At 58.9% G+C, this 18,081-nt stretch carries 13 protein-coding genes; 3 read left to right on the top strand and 10 right to left on the bottom strand.

From position 1 onward, the window contains the following. Window positions 1-68: 68 nt before the first annotated feature. The 10 genes from ACR0DA_RS14190 to ACR0DA_RS14145 all read right to left on the bottom strand — a co-directional run bounded on the left by ACR0DA_RS14190 (window position 69) and on the right by ACR0DA_RS14145 (window position 12,507). Entirely contained in the window at window positions 69-1,910 is a 1,842-nt protein-coding gene (locus tag ACR0DA_RS14190; RefSeq protein WP_170341739.1) for a GumC family protein, read from the bottom strand. Window positions 1,911-2,219: 309 nt separating this feature from the next. Continuing rightward, window positions 2,220-2,660 (bottom strand): GtrA family protein, encoded by a 441-nt coding sequence (locus tag ACR0DA_RS14185; RefSeq protein WP_170367210.1) that lies wholly within the window; start codon window positions 2,658-2,660, stop codon window positions 2,220-2,222. Window positions 2,661-2,766: 106 nt separating this feature from the next. Beyond that, complete coding sequence (locus ACR0DA_RS14180) at window positions 2,767-4,275, bottom strand: ArnT family glycosyltransferase (protein WP_480754556.1); 1,509 nt, start codon at window positions 4,273-4,275, stop codon at window positions 2,767-2,769. A gap of 178 nt (window positions 4,276-4,453) precedes the next feature. Continuing rightward, window positions 4,454-5,797 carry a hypothetical protein gene (locus ACR0DA_RS14175; protein ID WP_480754554.1) on the bottom strand — a complete coding sequence of 448 codons (1,344 nt, stop codon included), beginning with the start codon at window positions 5,795-5,797 and terminating at the stop codon, window positions 4,454-4,456. 129 nt (window positions 5,798-5,926) lie between these two features. After that, window positions 5,927-7,873 (bottom strand): asparagine synthase (glutamine-hydrolyzing), encoded by a 1,947-nt coding sequence (gene asnB, locus ACR0DA_RS14170; protein WP_480754553.1) that lies wholly within the window; start codon window positions 7,871-7,873, stop codon window positions 5,927-5,929. 12 nt (window positions 7,874-7,885) lie between these two features. Continuing rightward, window positions 7,886-9,004, bottom strand: a complete 1,119-nt coding sequence (locus ACR0DA_RS14165) for a glycosyltransferase (protein ID WP_480754552.1) — start codon at window positions 9,002-9,004, stop codon at window positions 7,886-7,888. A gap of 78 nt (window positions 9,005-9,082) precedes the next feature. Further along, on the bottom strand, window positions 9,083-10,264 hold the full coding sequence (locus tag ACR0DA_RS14160) for a DegT/DnrJ/EryC1/StrS family aminotransferase (RefSeq protein ID WP_170599850.1): 1,182 nt from the start codon (window positions 10,262-10,264) through the stop codon (window positions 9,083-9,085). A 13-nt stretch (window positions 10,265-10,277) separates the two neighbouring features. Further along, a complete protein-coding gene (locus tag ACR0DA_RS14155) occupies window positions 10,278-10,973 on the bottom strand; it encodes a PIG-L deacetylase family protein (protein WP_480754550.1) in 696 nt (231 codons plus the stop codon). Beyond that, entirely contained in the window at window positions 10,970-11,884 is a 915-nt protein-coding gene (locus tag ACR0DA_RS14150; RefSeq protein WP_170529774.1) for a methionyl-tRNA formyltransferase, read from the bottom strand. Before ACR0DA_RS14150 ends, ACR0DA_RS14155 begins: the two co-directional genes overlap by 4 nt. Then, window positions 11,881-12,507, bottom strand: coding sequence for a sugar transferase (locus ACR0DA_RS14145; protein ID WP_480754548.1), 627 nt, complete (start codon window positions 12,505-12,507; stop codon window positions 11,881-11,883). Before ACR0DA_RS14145 ends, ACR0DA_RS14150 begins: the two co-directional genes overlap by 4 nt. A gap of 668 nt (window positions 12,508-13,175) precedes the next feature. Here ACR0DA_RS14145 and ACR0DA_RS14140 point away from each other — a divergent pair. From ACR0DA_RS14140 to ACR0DA_RS14130, 3 genes are all read left to right on the top strand, one after another. Then, window positions 13,176-14,396, top strand: a complete 1,221-nt coding sequence (locus ACR0DA_RS14140; RefSeq protein ID WP_170371851.1) for a polysaccharide biosynthesis/export family protein — start codon at window positions 13,176-13,178, stop codon at window positions 14,394-14,396. Between the two features lie 64 nt (window positions 14,397-14,460). Further along, the gene (locus ACR0DA_RS14135) at window positions 14,461-15,327 is read left to right on the top strand and encodes a sulfotransferase family protein (RefSeq protein WP_480754546.1); all 867 of its coding nucleotides are present in this window, start codon (window positions 14,461-14,463) and stop codon (window positions 15,325-15,327) included. A 474-nt stretch (window positions 15,328-15,801) separates the two neighbouring features. Beyond that, window positions 15,802-17,925 (top strand): polysaccharide biosynthesis protein, encoded by a 2,124-nt coding sequence (locus ACR0DA_RS14130; protein WP_170447954.1) that lies wholly within the window; start codon window positions 15,802-15,804, stop codon window positions 17,923-17,925. Window positions 17,926-18,081 lie beyond the last annotated feature (156 nt).

Raw genomic sequence — 18,081 nt, 5'->3', positions numbered from 1 at the left:
CTGCATGGTAGCACAGACTCGGCCACCAGACATCCCCGGTGGCCGGAACGGCGCGGTCGCCGGATTTTCTAGTAGTCGTCGTAAGTACCGTAATACCCTTCGTAGGTGGTCCAGCGGTATTTCTTGGGGTCGACGTCATTCAGAATCGTACCCAGTACATTGAAGCCGGATGACTGAAGCCGTTTTGCCGCGGCTTGCAACGCATGCTGTGGCGTTTTTCCCCAGCGCGCGACCAGCAGAACGGCGTCGGCGAGGATGTCGTTGCGGTACACTTCATCCATCACCAGTGCCGGGGGTGTGTCCACGATAATGATATCGTATTGATCCAGCAGCGTTTCTTTGAGTTGCTTGAGCTTGTTTGACGCGGCATCAGACAGCTCGTGCGTAGGCGAGGCTGCGGTGATCAGATCCAGTGACCCTTTGGTTTCGGTGGTCAGAGCATGTTGCAGGGTTACACTGTCAGAATAGATTTCCGAAAGTTGCACCTCATCCATGTCTGGAATGAACGTCTTCGTCGCGCCGCGACGGTGCGTGTCCAGATCAATCAGCAGAGCGTTCAGTCCGTCAACCGCCGCCGAGGTCGCCAGAACGCTGCTGACGAAGGATTTGCCCTCGTTCGGCAGGCCAGAGGTGATCAGGATCACCTTGGAATGCTGGAACTTGATACAATTGGTCAAGATGCCCCGGGCGGCTTCGGCCAGGGGCGATTTCTGGCTCTGCAACAGGTTTTCGATCGCCTTGTTCTCACCGGCGAACATTTTGCTGCGTCGCTGACGGGCGATATATCCCAGGTTGCTGAGGCCGGTCATTCGGAAGATCTGGTTTTCGCTGCGCACCGTTCTGTCCAGGCCCTCGCGCACCAGCGCGATGATGAAGCCAACGATCATTGCGAACAGGCCGGCCAGCACCGTGATCAATGACCTGCTGGGGGCATAGGGTTCAACCGGAATTCGTGCTTTGGAAACCTGAATCGTGCCGTCCTCAAGCTGGCCGATGCGAGTTTCCAGCAAGGTCAGGTTGTCGATCGTGGTTTGATAGCGGGTTCGCAGTAGTTCGACTTCGCGTTCCCGGCGCAGCAACGACAGCTCCAGACGGGTGCGGGCCTCCAGCTCCTGCTCGGATGTGACCAGCTGTTCCTGGAGGGCCAGAATTTCGTCTTCCGGCAGGTTGCGTTCGATGCCGATGCGCAGCTGGGCCTTGCGCCGCTCCACCTCGGCCCGCAGCCGGGTCACGACCTGTTCGTCATCCAGATTGTCCTCACGGATGAACTCGGCCAAATTCGATTCCGCCTGGGTCAATTCTTCGCCGAGGATACCGACCCGGCGTTTGAGATTGTCGATCGATGTCATCAAGCGATTGACCCGTGCGTCGCGCTCGTTCGCGATATAGACGGCAATGACGGTATTGGGCAGGGCTGCAGCCAGCACCGGCGATGTGGATCGGCCTTCGATGCTGATGGCGAGGCTTTCTCCCGCGCGGGAGACAGAATAAGAGGCCAGAACCTTGTCGGTGACCGCAGCGCGGTGAATCTCTTCATCCGCCTCGCTGTCCGCGCCGGGCGCACGGCGCACAAAGCTGGGGTCGTCGAACAGACCCAGGCGGTCTGCCACCTGCTCGGCAAAGTCGCGAGACCGCAGTCGGGCTAACTCGGTTTCCACGCTCGACCGGTTCAGTTCATAGGTTTCCAGCTGTCCGGTCGACTCGCTGAATCGTGTTTCCGTGAGAGCCAAAACCATCTGTGCGTCCGACCGATACTGGTCGGGGATGGTCGACATGTAGAAGGCTGTTGCCGAGACCGCACCGACGACCAACAGAAAGATGACCAGAAGGTTCCGGCGCAGTAGCAACCAGATATTGATGAAATCGTTGGTTTCATGCTGGTTGGCAATTACGTCGTCACCGGATTGCACGAGTGTTCTCCATTTTTTTCGGACCGTGAATACGGCTTAAAATCGGCGTCAGAATCGAACTGTTATTTATCATATTGTTTTACCTGTACTTTGATCGGCTCGATAGATTTATCTAGCCATATCAGGCCAAAAGGCCGTCCCTGTGCGTTTGGCGGGCAAAAAAAGCGATGCAAATCCGAGAGCAGAGAGTTTTTGGCCATTCTGACGTCGGGCGAAGAGCTGCCTTTTTGAGGTTTTAAATTCGTGAACAATGCGCTTGGTTGCCGACGTTGTTTCCAAGGCCGATACAGTGGGTTTGGTCCGGCATACCTACCTTCCGGCGTCCTGCGCCCGGGCTTCCGGTGGTTCAGCAGCAGGCTCGCGAAAGGTGATTTTCCAGTTCAGGGTAAAATTCAGAAGGAATATGCACCCGGTCACGAACGCCTGAATGATCAAGTAGTGGAAAGGCAACAACGCAAAGAGAAGAGAGAACAGCGCCACGTTTATCGCCGAGGTCGTCGCCGTGACCAGAATGAACCTCTGCAGGGCACTGCGATGTGGAACGCTGGACCGAAACACCCATAGTCTTTGGATGCAGTAATTGAATGTGGCCCCCATCAGGAACCCGATTGCCGAAGCGATCGTTTCGTAGATGCCCAAGACCTCGACCGAGAACGCCATCGCCGAGAAATGGATGATGACGGCCGTGCACCCGGTCACGAAATAGCGACCGACCAGAACCGAGACGTGTTTGAGGTCTTCAAACTTCATCAATCAATCCTTCAGGGCGTGAATGCGGTGCCACCCGATTGAATATCATCGATCCTATCATTGTTCGGCCCCGAGTGTTGGAACAAGCTTCATGACATTCGATCCTTCATTCGATCGGTTTGAAACTGGCGGGAGATCCATAGATCCGCCCGTCGGCCTCCTCATAGAGTAGCGTCAGATCAGCTTCGCGGATCAGCCGTTCCTCATCGACCAGATAGAACCGCCAGTTGACCTCGTTCAGGATGGCGACAACCGCGTTTTGGTCTGCCACGCGTTTGCGGACCTCCTGAATTTCTTTTTCTGGCGATGTACCAGGGTCCGGCCTGCCGGTTCTGCGCTCGAACAACTCAGGGGACTTGAGCGCATTCACGCCCTTGACCAGCCGAATGACATCATAGCCGTTGGAATAGACCACGACACCGTCCCGCAGATTGTCCAGATGCGCCAAAGTCGGAGAGTTCTTCCAGACCGGTGAGGCATAGAAATTCCCCTCCGTCATGTGGGTGCGGGTCATCGCTGCCGTACGTACGGCATAGGTTCCGGTCAACGCCAGCGCAAGTATGAGAGCTACGGGACGCAACCGGTTCATCATATCCGTTCCTGGCTGACCACCAACCAGAGCAAACCCCAGAACCAGAGTCGAAATGAACACAGGCAACAGGTACCTGGCATGGATGGTCAGATTGGCCTCGATAAACAGGGCCAGAACCAGGAAAGGAACGTAGACCAGCAAAAAGAATGAGATCGTACGCGCAACTGGCAGACCGGGAAGGTCATCAGGGTTGGTCTGAACCTTCAAAGCTGTGCCGATCAGAGCAATGACGAATCCCAAAACCACAACCAAAGCGGTCAACGTGATAATCGGCGGCAGAGAGCTTGGCAGCACGTAGGCTGATAGCGTGGTCAGTGCCGCGCGGAAGGTCTCGGTGTCGGGATCCCCAAGGAACGCTGCTTGACGCCCGATGCCGGTCCCGCCAGAGGTTTGATTGTACAGGTACCACCCGATGATGATTGCGGATGCGATCAGGCCGAACACAATCGCCGAAACCAGTCGACGGCGCAGGTCGCCGTGACCATAAACAAGGATTGTCAGCGAGCAGGCCGCGATCAGAGGGACCAGTGCGAACCGGGTCAGCACGCACAGGGCGGCCAGACAGCTTGCCAACACAAAGGCGGACACGTTGTCGCCGCGCAGGTAACGGGACATGAAGAAATAGGTGCCCAGCAAGCAGTTTGTCGTGAGCGGTTCCGACAGGATCGTGACATGCGCGTACATGAACTGGGGACTCAGGACCATGATCAGTGCTGCCAGAAAGATCATCCGTGGCCGAACCTTGCAGTCGTTCAGGATCAAGAACATCAAAGCGATGTTCAGGACCAGGCTGAAGGTATTCAGCACCGTGGCCGCAAGCACGGGCTGGACACCCATTCCGGCCAGCAGATCAATCAGCGCGGTATAGGTTGGCGCCTGTTGAAACCGGTCAGGGGACAGCCCCAGATAGGCCATAGAATCCGGACGCATTCCGATTCCGTGCCATGTGCCGGCCGCAAAAAGCCCGGCTGCACAGGCAACGAGGAAAAAGAAAAAGACCTTCAGTTCGGTGGACTGCCGCATGAATTCAACCCAAAAAACACTTTTACAACCAACAGCGTGAAACACTTCCGAACGGCGCAAGTAGCAGTTTGCGAATTCGGCGTATCCTTAATTTTTCACCGGCGGAGACGATGACCCAAAACGCTAAGTAGGGTCACTTTTGTTGTCAAGTTTATCCACAGCCGCCGCTCTGTCCGGCCTAGTTTCGACCTCCGTGCGGACAGCATTGCACCGGATCGAACGAAGCCGGATCCGCAAGAGGCGGTATATTCACATACAGGCTGAGCGCCACAATTCCACTCAACAGCAAGACTAGTCCCGGCTTTTCTTTTAGCAGAATGACCGAACCCAGGATAAGGGCCGTGGTCCAGTGAGAGCTGTAAAGCAGTACTTCGAGCGGGTTGAAAAACAGGTAGAACACAAAGAACGTGCCCACCAACGCCCACACTGCCAGCACAAGCGGGGCGCGGCCAGGTGTTCTTGCGCCGGAAACAATTGCCCATCCAACTAGGATTGTCGCCAGAATTGTCAGGGCCAAGCGGCTTGGATCGCGGAGAATCTCCCATAGTCGATCCAGCAAAAAGCGGCACTGAACCGTTTCGGCTGGAGCAACCCAGGAAAACAGGAAGAAGCCAGCGGCATAGTCTTTGATGATTTTCGGGTTGGTGAAGTTCGCGGCGTCCGCGTAGCGGCCAACCATCTCGGTCGGTTCCATGAAAGGATCACCGTCCAGAACGATGCCAAGAAAAACGACCGGAGCCATCATGCAGATTACGGCGATCACCGACGGAACCGCCACTCCGAACGTCAATTTCCGCCCGACACCTCCGCTGAGAGACGCCCATGCAAATCCAGCATAAACCAGAGAGAATGCAGCCGCTGGCAAATGGGACCATCCGGCCAGCACACCGCAAGCCAGGCCAGCGATCACGCTGGTAAGGGCCGGGTACTTGGCGCAGTGTCTGGCCATCTCGGCCATGATCAACACTGACATGGCGATCGCCCAGAGTGAGACGCTGTAGGTCTCGACAACGCTGAGCGTGGTGACGGTTCCGAAGGTCAGGAGAACAGCAAGCGTCGCCAGAATGGAAACGGAGAGCGACAGGTGTTGGCGCAGCAGGAATAGTGCAATCGTGACAGACGACATGGCAGCCCAGAATCCGAGGCTGATCGAAATCGCGACAGGCTGCCGGATGCCCAGCCAAGTCAACGGCTCGGCGATGGCGGCATTCAGCATCACCACCAGCGGGTGGCGCGCAAGGTGGAAAGCCAGGTAGTGCCCCTGAAACAAGCCATGCGAGTAACGGCCAGGGTCCGAGGCAAGGATGCAGTCGTCGTTGTAGAACGGTTTGCCCGGTGGTGCGGGCATGTCCAGAAACTGCCGCGCGAATTCCAGCCGGAAATAGAAAAAAGCAAAGACCACGCCAAACAGAAGCAGTAGCGCGAGGCCCGCCCGACGTCTCGTTGCAGGAGAGTGTAGAGACCGAAATTCGGACCGGATATCGCGCCAAAGGCCCGAGCAGGATGCAATCAGTTCAGTCATGAACTGACTTAGGCACGTCGGTGCGGCGCGTGACAAACAATAGGGGCGTGCACCTCTGTTTCGCATGACAATCGGCTGAATTGCTTCCTTTTGTGCGAATTTGGTGAACAGAAGTCCGCGCTTCGAGGATCAGACCAGCCATTTTTTCTGCCAGAAATGATACATTAGAACCGTCCACAGATGGGGCCCCCAATTGCGACGCCCGCTGAGATGCTCGCGCCATCGTTGCGCCAAGGTGGCTGTGTCGAATACGTCCTCGACCCCTTGTCCTGTTGAAAAAACCTCGTTTGCCACAGGCTTCAGCGGGCCACGCAACCAGTCGTTGACGGGAATTCCGAACCCTTGTTTTGGGCGATCATACAAGGCCTTTGGTACGCGCTTGTCCACGAGGCGCCTTAGGGCCACCTTGCCCTGTTTGCCGTCGAAACGCAGGGATCGGGGCGCCTGCCAAGCGGCGGCGACGACGCGGTCATCCAACAAGGGCGCGCGCGCCTCAAGACCGACGGCCATCGACGCTCGGTCGACTTTCACAAGAATGCCTTCGGGCAAATACAGGCAGGAATCCAGCAGCAGCATCGTGTCGATTTCATCAAGGCCGTTGGGCAATCCGAGTGTTTGATAAACCCCGCCGTCATTCACGTCCTTCAGCGCTGCGGACGGGTCCCAAAGACTGAACAGGGTATTGTATCGGCTTCTGAAATCAGGCTGCGCGATGACTGAGGCGACTTTGGAGATCCTGTCGGCTGTGATCTGGTCGCGCATGGTGTCTGAAACGAATTTACGCAGGATCGGCGTAACGGCTGCACGCAGGGCATCAGGGGATGCTGCCAAGACTGACGCAGCCGGCCTTGGAAGTTTTCGGCCCAGGCGTTCCATCGCCATCATTCGGGCGTAGCGTTCGTACCCGCCAAAGGATTCGTCGCCGCCATCACCCGACAGGACGACGGTCAGCTGATCGCGGGCCAGTTTGGACACCAGCAGGGTTGGAACACCGGACGGGTCGGCAAAAGGTTCGTCATAGACGTGTGGTAGGTCATCGAGCAATTCGAACGCCATGGAGGGTGTCGCAGTGACCTCGTGATGGTCCGTGCCCAGATGTGCAGCGATTGCGGCGGCATGGTCTGCTTCGTTCAGCCCTTCTTCCTGGAAACGGACTGTAAAGCTGGTGACCTTGCCGTTGGTTTGTTCCTGCATCATGGCAGTGATCAGGGTCGAGTCTATCCCGCCGGACAAGAAGGACCCCACCGAGACGTCCGCGACCATGCGCTCCTGCACGGCGCGTTGCAATTCCTCTTCAATACGAGCCAGCGCCCGGTCTTCGTCTTGGATTGGTGCGGCAAGTCCCTGTTTCGCGCAGTCGCGAAGGTCCCAGAACGTCCGGATGGCATCTACCAGGTCCTGAGCCGTCCCGGGCGGTTGGTCCAAGCGGACTTCGACCATTGATCCGGCGGGCAACTTCATAACTTCGCGATAGATCGAGAGTGGTGCCGGCACATATCCGTAGCGGGCGTACTGCGCCTGAGCACGGCGGTCGGCTTCCGGTGAGCCAAATGCGGGGTTCGCGCGCAGCGCCTTGAGTTCGGAACCAAACAAAAGCTGGCCGGACTTGAGGCCTAGATACAGGGGTTTCTTGCCCAACCGATCGCGTGCAAAAACCACCCGGTTCAGCTTGCGATCCAAGACCGCGAAGGCGAACATGCCGTGCGCCTGTTCCAATGTCTTGCGGATGCCCCAGAGGTCCATAGCCGCCAGTAGCACCTCGGTATCTGATGTGCCGCGAAACGTGACGCCCTTGTCCAGCAACGTTTGCCGCAGGGCCAGAAAGCCGTAGATTTCCCCATTGTAGACGATGGTGAACCGGCCGCTGGGCGAGGTCATTGGCTGCGCCCCGGTCTCCGACAGGTCGACGATCGAAAGGCGGCGATGGCCCAGAGCTACACCGGCGTCTGGATCGACAAACAATCCGTCGGCATCGGGACCCCGGTGCTGAATAGCGTCGCACATGGCCTGCAGCGTGGTGCGGCCCGAGGCGGCGCCCATGGGCTGAAAAGTCAGAAATCCGGCGATACCGCACATGGGTCAGGTCCTTTATTCGACTTGAGGCGCTGTGGGTGGCGCCGGGTTGGCAGCTTGGTTCAGGGCCTGATCATAGGCGCGGGCAATCGCGTCGAGGGAGTAGTGTGTGGCGATGCGGTCGCGGGCAGCATTGCTATGGGATTTGTAGGTTTCGGGCGGCCAGTTGGCAGCTTGGACCAGTGCCTCTGCCAATGCCTGCGGATCACGTGGCGGCACGACATAGCCGCACGAGTCCACCACTCTGGCGCTGTCGCCGACATGAGTCGTCACGACCGGGCGGCCGTGGCTCATGGCTTCGGCGATCACATTCGGAAAGCCTTCGGTGCGCGAGGCCAAAACCAGCAGGTCAATGCTCGCGTAGAACTCGGACATATCGTGCAGGTCGCCGCACAATGTCACGCTGTCTTCGGGCAGATCGTTGTCGGCCAGCATCGCGCGGATCTCGGGGTTCTCCAGCGTTACGCCGTCTCCGGCCAGACGGGCATGCAGGTCCGGGACGGACTGGCGCGCAATCGCGAAAGCGCGAAAGAAGGTTTCGAAGTCTTTCTGCGGATGAAACCTTGCCGCCACTCCAAGCACGCGGGCAGGTCCCGGCCGCGCCGTTGGATCGGGCGGAAGGATAAACCCGTTTGGAATCACCGTGGAATGGTCCCCGGCAAAGCCGTATTTCTCGTGCTGAGCTTGAGCGCGGGTCGAGTTGTAGAGGATCCCCTGACAGAACCGGGAAAGCACCTTCGACAGCGCCACCGCAGCGCGGGTGCTCCGGGTGAAGGCAGCCGGGTCGTCCAGCGCTTGCCGCACGGTCCAAACGACGGGAACGCGCCGCCCGGCAAGTTTGCCGGCAATCAGGCCCAGGACCATCGCATGGTACATCCAGCACAGAACCACATCCGGCTGATGGGTCCGGATCAAACGTCGGATCTGCCAAACCGCGCGCAACAGGGCCAACGGCGATCTGGCACGCAGCGAAACGTATTCGACCTTGTCATTCGCCGCCATTGCGCGGCAGCGGTCCGAAACCTCGGTCAGGGCGACGACGCAGGCCCGTTCGCCGGAATGGGCCAAAAGTCGGGCCAACATGGCTTGTGCGCCACCTTGGCCTGAGAAATCAGTGGTGACATGCAAGATCATCGGGTCACCCTCCGCAGCTCACCGGTGGGTGTTCGACTCAAGCTGTATGTTGATCGGCCACACATCACCAGTTCGCGCTCAGCCCTGCGCCATGTGGCGGGCCGTCGCCTTTTGGCCCACATCAACGATGACCTGCGCCAGACGAGCGACGTTCTCGGCGGACCAGGCGGGGTCGACCAGGAAGGCAAGGCTGGTTTCGCCCAGCTCGCGCGCCACGGGTAACGGTTCCTTGGGTCCCAGGCCTCGGCTGGTGAAGGTTTTCTCGAGGTAAATCTCCGAGCAGCTGCCGGAAAAGGCGGGAAAGCCGGCCTCGGCGATCTCGGCGATGATGCGGTCTCGGCTCCAGCCGGGCGCCAATGTTTCCGGCCGCACAAATGCGTAGAACCGATAAAAAGCGTGGGTAGCGCCGTCGGGTGGCATTGGCACGCGAAAGGCCGGGCAGGTCGCAAGGGCCTTGTGCAGGATATCCGCATTTGCCGTCCGGTGCGCGCGCCATGCGTCCAGGCGTTTCAGCTGTATTCGACCAAGTGCCGCCGAAGGGCCGTTCATCCGCAGATTGGTGCCGGGTCCCGAGTCGTGCAGCCAGCGAAAGCCGGGCGGGTGTTCGGTGTTGAACACGGTGTCATAACCTTTGCCGTGATCCTTGTAGCTCCAGATGCGGCTCCAAAGATCAGAATTGTCGGTCAGCAGCAGACCGCCTTCGCCGCCTGTGGTCATGATCTTGTCCTGGCAGAAGGAAAACGAGCCCAAGGTCCCGATGGTTCCGACATGGCGGTCGCCAATCATCGCGCCGTGGGCCTGGGCGCAGTCCTCGATGACCCAAAGGTCGTGAGCGCGGGCCAGATCCATGATGCCGTCCATGTCACAGGGCCAACCGCCCAGATGCACGGGTAAGATCCCCCGGGTGCGCGGCGTAATCGCCGGGGCGATGGTTTCGGGCGTTATGTTCTGGGTTTCAGGATCGACATCGACAAAGACCGGAACACCGCCCGCCAGCATCACCGAACTGGCCGAGGCGATGAAGCTGCGCGGGGTTACGATGACCTCGTCACCCGGTTGCAGGTCTAGCCCGAGCATCGCGGCGTCCAGCGTCACTGTCCCGTTGGCCATGGCGATCGCGTGTTTGGCTCCGGTATATGCGCAGTATTCGGCCTCGAATGCGCGAACATCTGGGCCGGTCCAAGCGTTGACTTTGCCAGAGGCCAGAACTTGCGCTACGGCGTCGATCTGTTCCTGATCATAGATGGGCCACATCTGCATTTCGCACCTCCTGTCAAATCACCGATCGGATCAGAACAAAGCCTTCAGCCGCCGACCGGTGCACTGTCGCGCCGCGCAGGGTGGCCAGTGCGCACAAGCTGTCGACCGATCGTTCGTGCGGTGCCTGTTTGACCTGGCTTTCGAACTTGCCGAACGCCTCCAGCTTCCGCTCGATCGTGTCCGAGATGTCGACAAACACGTTTGGCACGAAGGCCGGGGTCAGATAAGGGGCGTTCCAATTTGTTTCGGAAAGGGTTTCGTAGGCCAGAATATTGGCTGGATAGTCATGTTGATGCGGGCGGCTTGCCACCAGCGTAGACAGAAAACTCAGCTGGTGATCCATATGGATGTCGCCCGGATGCGGAGCCAGGATCAGGCTGGGGGCGATGTCGCGGACCAGCTTTCCCAGCGCACCGTTCAGGTCCGAATGGGCATGTTCCGACAACTCCGCCGCGTTGAAGTCCATCCAATGTGTTTCGGTGACGCCCAGCAGATCATGCGCATTGCGTGCCTCGCGCCGTGTGGTTGCGACCTGTTCATCGGTAAACTTCGGGGGTTTGCCACGAGTGACGACAACCACATGCACTTCGCGCCCAGCATCGGCCATGCGGGCCATCGTGCCGCCGGCACCCAGAACCTCATCATCGGGATGCGGAGCGACGATCAGCGCGGGGCCGGCGTGGCCAGTGGTCAGGTCGGAAGCGATCATGGATGTGTCCTCAGTTTCGCGTGAAGGGCAGGGGGTGTGTCGGCCCCTGACCATTCAGTTATGTCCAGACAACGCCCGTCGCCGCAGGCCACCGTAAAGCCGCCGTTGCTGATGGCCTGGATCTGGCCGGGCAGGCCGATGAAGTAGCCCTCCGGCTCGGTATATCTGACCCCCGTCAGAACCAGTTTCACGCCGTCGGGGCTATAGGTGTAGGCGCCGGGGTAGGGCGGACCCGAGGCACGGATCAGGCGGTGGATGTCCGCAGCAGGATTGGTCCAGTCAATCAGGCCGTCCTCGGGGCGGCGGCGGGCGCACAGGCTGATTCCGTCGGTGCGTTGTGGTTCGGCCGGGATGTCGCCATTGGAGATCTGGTTCAACAGAGGCGGCAGCAGTCCTGAGACGGCACGCAAAGCCCGATTGTACAACTCGCGTGCAGTGACGGTTTCGGGATCGACCGCATAGATGGCCTGAGCGGCAATAGGGCCGTCATCGGCACCTTCGCCCAACCAGAAAAGCGAGGACCCGACGTTTCGTTCCTGCAACAGGATCGTCCAGGGGATGACACCGCGCCCCCGCAAGCGGGGCAGGGCCGATGGGTGAAATCCGATGCAGCCAATCCGCGCCAACGCCCGGAACTCGGGGCCGCAGATCTGTGACCAACCGAGCACAAGGATCAGGTCGGGTTTGACCTTGGCAATCTGTTCGAGAGTCGCGGGGTCGTTGGTTTTCTCGATATGCAGAACCGGGACACCATACTTTTCGGCCGCCGGTGACAGGTCGACGAAATCCGAATGCCGTGCAGACAGGCGCGGCGACAAGGTTACCAGAAGGGCCGGCACATGCCCGGCACCGCACATCGACATCAGGGCTGCAAGCGTGGTCTCGACGGCGCCGACAAGTACGATATTCACGCGTTCATCTCCTGCATGTCCTGGGCCAGCGGGCCATTCGAGTCCATCCATTTCCGGGCCGCGTCGATCCGGTCGTCGCGGCGGGGTTCGTTGTGCAGGGCCGCACCGACTGTTTCGCCCAGAATCTGCAGGTCCAGCGCCAGTGACCGATGCGCCACATACCATAGATCAAGGCTCAGTTTTTCGCTGTTGCTGAGATTGGTGTTGCCGCTGACCTGCGCCCACCCGGTCAGCCCCGGCCGAACGGAACACCGGTATTGTCCGGCGGGTCCGAAGTCTTCGATCGTTTCAGGCAGCAAGGGGCGAGGCCCAACCAGGGCCATTTTGTTCTGCAGGATCAGAAGGAGTTGCGGGATCTCGTCGAGGCGCAGGCGTCGGATCATTGCGGTGGCGCGCGTCTGGCGATCCGCATCGGGGTGCAAAGATCCATCCGCCGCGCGTGCCTCTTTCATGCTGCGCAGTTTGTAGAGTCGGAAATTGCGACCCTCGCGTCCAGCTCGGATCTGCGAAAACATCAATGGACGGCCGATGGACAAAAGCACCACGACGCACGCAATGACAAAGAAGGGAAGCGCGAGCAGGCCCAGAAGCAGGCAGATCAGGATTTCAAGCAACCGGTTCACAAATCAAATCCAACTCGCAACACGCGGGGTCCCGCGACACACAAAAAATCAACCAATACAAAGGGACGCGACACGCCACCCGAGCAACCGCGACTGAAATACCGACAACCCGGGTCGACAAGCGGCGATGCAGCAAGATTGGTCGAAACGGATTCTGTTTGCAAGCCGTCGATGCCGCCGCGGGATGCAGGGGCTGAGAATGCAGGGCTGACTAGACGCTGACGCTGATTTGCCTTCCGTGTTGCGTAAACGATTCGAGCCAAAGCCGTGAACTGTTGCCGGTCAGGAAAAGCAGGAGCCAAAGCCGCGGCGTGAATGCCGCGAAACTAGGCGGGGTTTTCTTATCGGGTGTTTCGCGCAAAACACCCAGCCTTCGGGCTGCAATCACAGGGGGTTGCGAACGCGGCCGACGCGGTGGCCCAGGCGCTGACAGGTCAGTGTCGACAGGAAAGCCAGCGCCAAAGGCGACGCGCCATTGGCTTTGCTTGTCAGCCTGAGGCCAAGCGCCTATGATTTGCCGAGCGGGATCGTTTCTGTCCCGCCGATGACCGAAATTGCTTTTGACGACCGACTTGCGCTGTGGGTGCGGTTTGTGTTTTCGAGATTTGAGTATCGTGCCCGGCACCCACGCCCGGCTTGTTGGTGTTTAAGAGTTGGGAGGCAAGGTTTTGCGCAGCTTCTTTCGAGTAATTCTGGCGACGCTGTTGTTTGCGCTGGCCGCTCTGCCGGCCCTGGCCGAAAGCTATCGCCTGCTGCCGCAGGATCGCCTGTCGGTTCGTGCCATGCGTTGGGACCCATTGTCCGCAAGTTACATGATTTGGGATGGCGTGTCCGGCGAGTTCGCTCTGGCCGGTGACGGAACGCTGATGTTTCCGCTGGTAGGACAGGTTGAGGCGGCCGGGCTAACCACGCTGGAACTGTCGCAGATGTTGGAGCTTGAGCTCAGCAGCCAGACCGGCATGGCCGAGCCGCCCAAGGTCGCGCTTGAAGTGATCAGCCACCTTCCGGTCTTTGTTCTTGGAGACGTCAATTCGCCGGGCGCTTATGCCTACCATCCCGGGATGACCGCCCAGCAGGTTCTGGCCCTTGCAGGTGGTCCGATCCGTCCTCCGATCCAGTTTGGTGCAAACAATGATTTTCAGATCATGCGGATGGGCGGCGAAATGCGGCTGCTATCCACTCAGATCGATGAGTTGGAAGACGAGAGGCAGAGGCTGAAAGCTGACCTTGCGAGCCTGCAGGAAGAAGGGATTGAGACCGGCACCGACGCGGCGCCTGACGCTCCAGGAGGGCTCGAGGGTGAAATCCTCGAGGCGACGATGAACGCCCGCGAGGGTTTGGGTGAACGAATTCGGGATCTGCAGGAGATGCTCAAAGAGCAGATCTCGAGCCTGACCATCCAGTTGGAGCTTCGCAAAACCCAGATCGAGAATGTCAGCCGGGAGTTGGAGAACCTGAACCAGCTCAAGGAAAAGGGTCTGACCGTATCGAACCGGGTGACGACCATGACCAATCTTCTGAACGATCTGGAATCCAAGCGTCTGGATCAGGAGGTTGCGCTGATGCTGGCTCGTCAGGAGCTGAACCGCGCCGAGCGCGACGAGTTGGAACTGGATGACAAGGCGCGCTCGGATGCTCTGGTCCAGTTGAACGCGGTCGAACGCGAGTTGGCCTCGCTTCGGACGCGTCTTGATACCGCGGCAAGCCTGCACGGAGAACTGGCTGCCGCTGGTTTGCTCAGCGACGATGATATCGCCAGTGAAGTTGTGATTGACTATATCGTCACACGGGCAGGTGGCACGGCGCCACGCAAGATGGACGGGACCGAGGCGGTTCAGCCCGGGGACACCATAGAAGTCGTACGAAGAACCATTGTCACGTCGAATTGAGTTTTCCGGCGCGGGGTTTGCCGGGTTTGTTTTTTAGTCTGTTCGCAAGGTCACGAGTATTCCCATGTCTCTCCCTGACGGTCGTCCGGTCGACTTTCTGATTTTCGGTGCCGCGAAATGTGCAACCACCTGGTTGCAAAAGTCGCTGATGCAGACGCCGGCCATCCATATGCCGGGTCCCGAGTTGCATTTCTTTTCTCGGAATTATGCAAACGGACTGGACTGGTATCGTGACCAGTTCGGAGACTGCGATGGCGCAGATCTGATCGGTGAAAAATCGAATTCGTACCTGACCGAACCCCTGGCTGCGCAACGCATTCGGGAGCATTTTCCTGAAACTCGGTTGATCCTGCAGATGCGGGACCCGGTTCAGCGCGCCTATTCCGACTATTGCATGTTGTTCCGCCGCGGCGAGGTCTCGGGGAGGATCGAAGATTATCTGGATCCGGCGGTCGCGGCCGACCAGCGTTTTCTGTCCGATGGGCGATATGGCCACCATCTGAAGCGGTTCTACGACTTGTTCCCAGAGGACCAGATCCTGCTCTTGGCCTATGAGGATGTCCGCGTGAACCCTCATGGGAACCTGAAGAAGGTGGCCGGCCATATTGGATATGACGGACAGCTGGAGCCGCCTGTGCAGCAGAAAGTCAAAGATAAGAATACGCCCATGGTGCCACTGTCGCTGCGTCGTGTGCTGAAGCCGGTTCGAGCTGTTCTGGACCCTGTACGTCACACCTGGCCGGTACGGTCCATCCGAAACGCTGTCGCTCGAAAGGTGACCTACCCGGCCCTGTCGCCCGATTTGGAGGCGAAGATGACCGAGTTCTATGCGGCCGACGTAGAATGGCTTTCCCGCCGCAATCCGGGACTCTGCCGGAATTGGACGGTTTCGGATGCAGTTCACAGAAGCGAATCGCAGGCCATGTCATGATCGAAGCCAGAATTTGGTTTCCATTCAGGAAACAAAAACGCACTAGGGCTTTGTGCGTGCACGATCAACCGGGACGATCGGGCCCTGAGGATACAACAATTGAAACTGCGACAGCGATCACCTGCTGCAAAAAATGGCATTTCTGTGATTTTATGGTGTCCAAGTGGTGGAAAGGGGATTTTGATACCCATGTTGGTGTGGTAGCGTTGAAGACGTGGGTTCGTGGTCGGGACCGTGTGATGGGCCAGACCACGCGTAGTGTAACGAGTTGACGAGTTGAAAGGGGGTTTGGTTCAGGGCGGAGGTTTCTAGGCGCCCGGAATCGCGTGGGGGACTTTTAGCGAAGCAATGTGTTTGCCGGCCGGCGCCATGTGGTGTCGATCGGGAATTGAGGCTTTTTAGTGGTGGAGCGGGTGTGTTTGGCCCGTCTCATTTCAGTCGAGTGGTAAGTGGCAATTTATGCCGGGGGTTCTTATGAGTATGTACGAGCAAGAGTTGGTTAAGCTCAAAAGTGGACCGGATGCAGACAGCACGATCGAACAAGATCGCGCCTTTGGAGACATCCAGTCGAAGCTGCGACAGAAGCTGACCGAAATGAGCGCCAACCGGCGCCTGCTGATCGGAGATGTATTCGCATCCGCCGGAGCCGTGGCCGTGGCCGTCGTACTGGCCAATGGTGGCATTGTTCCTGAACAGTTCGGGTCCGTTCTGTTGCCGTTGGTGGTGATGACTTGCCTGGTGGCACTGGCGGTTTTGCCGCTTTCCGGCATCTACAAACGCCATACGCGGTCGACTTCGCTGCGCGACGTCACGTTGATCGTCCGGGCTGCGGGTCTGTCGGTTGTTTTGCTGGCATTGCTGGGCGCTGCCCTGCCGGTTACCGCGCAAGTGCCGCTGGCGGTCTATGTCATTCAGTTCCTGCTGCTGGTGCCCGCTTTTGGTACCCTGCGCGTTCTGGCGCGCAGCACCGAGCTGACGAGCGATCCGGCGCGCCGTTGCCCGGATGCGTCCAACGGGAAAATCCCGGTTATTCTGGTCGGTACCGGCGCCAGCTGCGACCTGTTCGTGCGGTCTCTGCACAATCAGGATTCCAAGTATGAACCCGTCGGCATCATCGATGATGCGCGGAACACGCAGGGCCTGTATTTCCACGATGTGAAGATCATCGGGTCGCTGTTGGATGCAGACGCCGTTATCGAACGTCTGAAGTATTATGACCAACTGCCGCAGCGCGTGCTGTTGACTGAGCCCGTTACCCATTTTGAAAGTGATGGCATTCGCAAGCTGACTCGTTGGGCTGAGGCCAACAGCATTCCGGTGTCGCGTCTGGCGGGCCTCGAAGAACTTGGCACCGAGAGCAACGGCATCCGGACCGTCAATCCCGAAGACATCCTGGACCGTCCGCAGAAAGCGGTCGAACGTTCGATGCTGCGCGAGATGTTCAAGGGCCGCCGCGTCCTGATCACCGGCGCCGGAGGGTCGATCGGTAGCGAGCTGACACGCCAGATCGCCTCGTTCGAGCCGGCCGAGCTGGTGATGATCGAGAACACGGAATACAACGCCTATTCCATCGACATGGATCTGGGTCAAAACTTCCCGGATGTTGCACGCCGGATCTACGTGGCCGACATCCGCAATGCGTCCCGCGTGAACGCGATCTTTGAACGTCACCGCCCCGAGTTGGTCTTCAATGCTGCTGCGCTGAAGCATGTGCCGATGGTTGAGCTGAACCCTTGCGAAGGCGTTCTGACCAACGTGATCGGAACCCGGAATGTTGCGGACGCGGCCCGCAATGTGGGTGCAATCGCCATGGTGCAAGTCTCGACGGACAAGGCCGTGAACAGCACCAGCGTCATGGGCGCCACCAAGCGCGTGGCCGAGTTCTACGTTCAGGCGCAGGACCGCGTGACCAACGAGACCGACGAGAAAACCCGGTTCTTCTCGGTTCGGTTCGGTAACGTGCTGGGGTCGTCCGGTTCGCTGATCCCGCTGTTCCAGCGCCAGATCTCGGAAGGTGGTCCGTTGACGGTGACTGATCCGAAAATGGAGCGGTACTTCATGACCATCCGTGAAGCCGTGCAGCTGACGCTGGTTGCCGCCGCGCGGGGTCTGAACCTTGAAGACAGCCACGGCGAGATTTTCGTTCTGGATATGGGTCGGCCGGTCAAGATCGTGGACCTGGCCGAGCGCATGATCCGTCTGGCCGGCCTCGAGCCCTATCAGGACATCGACATCAAATTCATCGGTATCCGTCAGGGTGAAAAGCTGTACGAAGAGCTGTTCGACGTGACCGAAGAGCGTCGCGAAAGCGGTATTCCTGGCGTTTCCTCGGCTATTCCCGAAGGCGTCTCTGCCGCGCGTTTGCGGGCGCTGATCCTCAAGCTGGAACAGGCTGCTCAGGACGGCAATGATCTTGGGGTCAAAAAGCTGCTCAAGGATCTGGTGCCGGGCTACGGTGCAAACGGTCTGCGCCCGATCGATGGCAAAGAGCTGGCCGCGCGCACCGGCAAGCCGCAGATCAAACCTGTGCCGACGCCCAAGCGGATTGCAAACTTCGCACCGCAGAAAAACCTGGAGACGATCAACGCCGGTCGCTAAAATTTTGTCAAAAGTACATTTAAGTAAGCGGCATTTTCAGCCGCGGGTTACGATTTCAAAAGGGCTCTTCGGAGCATATCGTTGATGTTTATTTGCGACCTTGGCGGTTTGCGGCAACCTGCAGATTTTGGTGGGCCCGTCCGAACGGGCAAAGCG

Source organism: Ruegeria sp. CI8 (assembly GCF_056536865.1).
Note: the sequence above shows the minus strand (reverse complement) of the source record. Positions and strands in the feature narration are given on the sequence as shown.

What these genes read in the sequence shown, in the direction of transcription:
- ACR0DA_RS14155 (WP_480754550.1), bottom strand. Translation starts at nt 10,973, where the DNA reads ATGATCGCTTCCGACCTGACCACTGGCCACGCCGGCCCCGCGCTGATC.
- ACR0DA_RS14165 (WP_480754552.1), bottom strand. Translation starts at nt 9,004, where the DNA reads ATGATCTTGCATGTCACCACTGATTTCTCAGGCCAAGGTGGCGCACAA.
- ACR0DA_RS14135 (WP_480754546.1), top strand. Translation starts at nt 14,461, where the DNA reads ATGTCTCTCCCTGACGGTCGTCCGGTCGACTTTCTGATTTTCGGTGCC.
- ACR0DA_RS14185 (WP_170367210.1), bottom strand. Translation starts at nt 2,660, where the DNA reads ATGAAGTTTGAAGACCTCAAACACGTCTCGGTTCTGGTCGGTCGCTAT.
- ACR0DA_RS14180 (WP_480754556.1), bottom strand. Translation starts at nt 4,275, where the DNA reads ATGCGGCAGTCCACCGAACTGAAGGTCTTTTTCTTTTTCCTCGTTGCC.
- ACR0DA_RS14160 (WP_170599850.1), bottom strand. Translation starts at nt 10,264, where the DNA reads ATGCAGATGTGGCCCATCTATGATCAGGAACAGATCGACGCCGTAGCG.
- asnB (WP_480754553.1), bottom strand. Translation starts at nt 7,873, where the DNA reads ATGTGCGGTATCGCCGGATTTCTGACTTTTCAGCCCATGGGCGCCGCC.
- ACR0DA_RS14175 (WP_480754554.1), bottom strand. Translation starts at nt 5,797, where the DNA reads ATGACTGAACTGATTGCATCCTGCTCGGGCCTTTGGCGCGATATCCGG.
- ACR0DA_RS14130 (WP_170447954.1), top strand. Translation starts at nt 15,802, where the DNA reads ATGAGTATGTACGAGCAAGAGTTGGTTAAGCTCAAAAGTGGACCGGAT.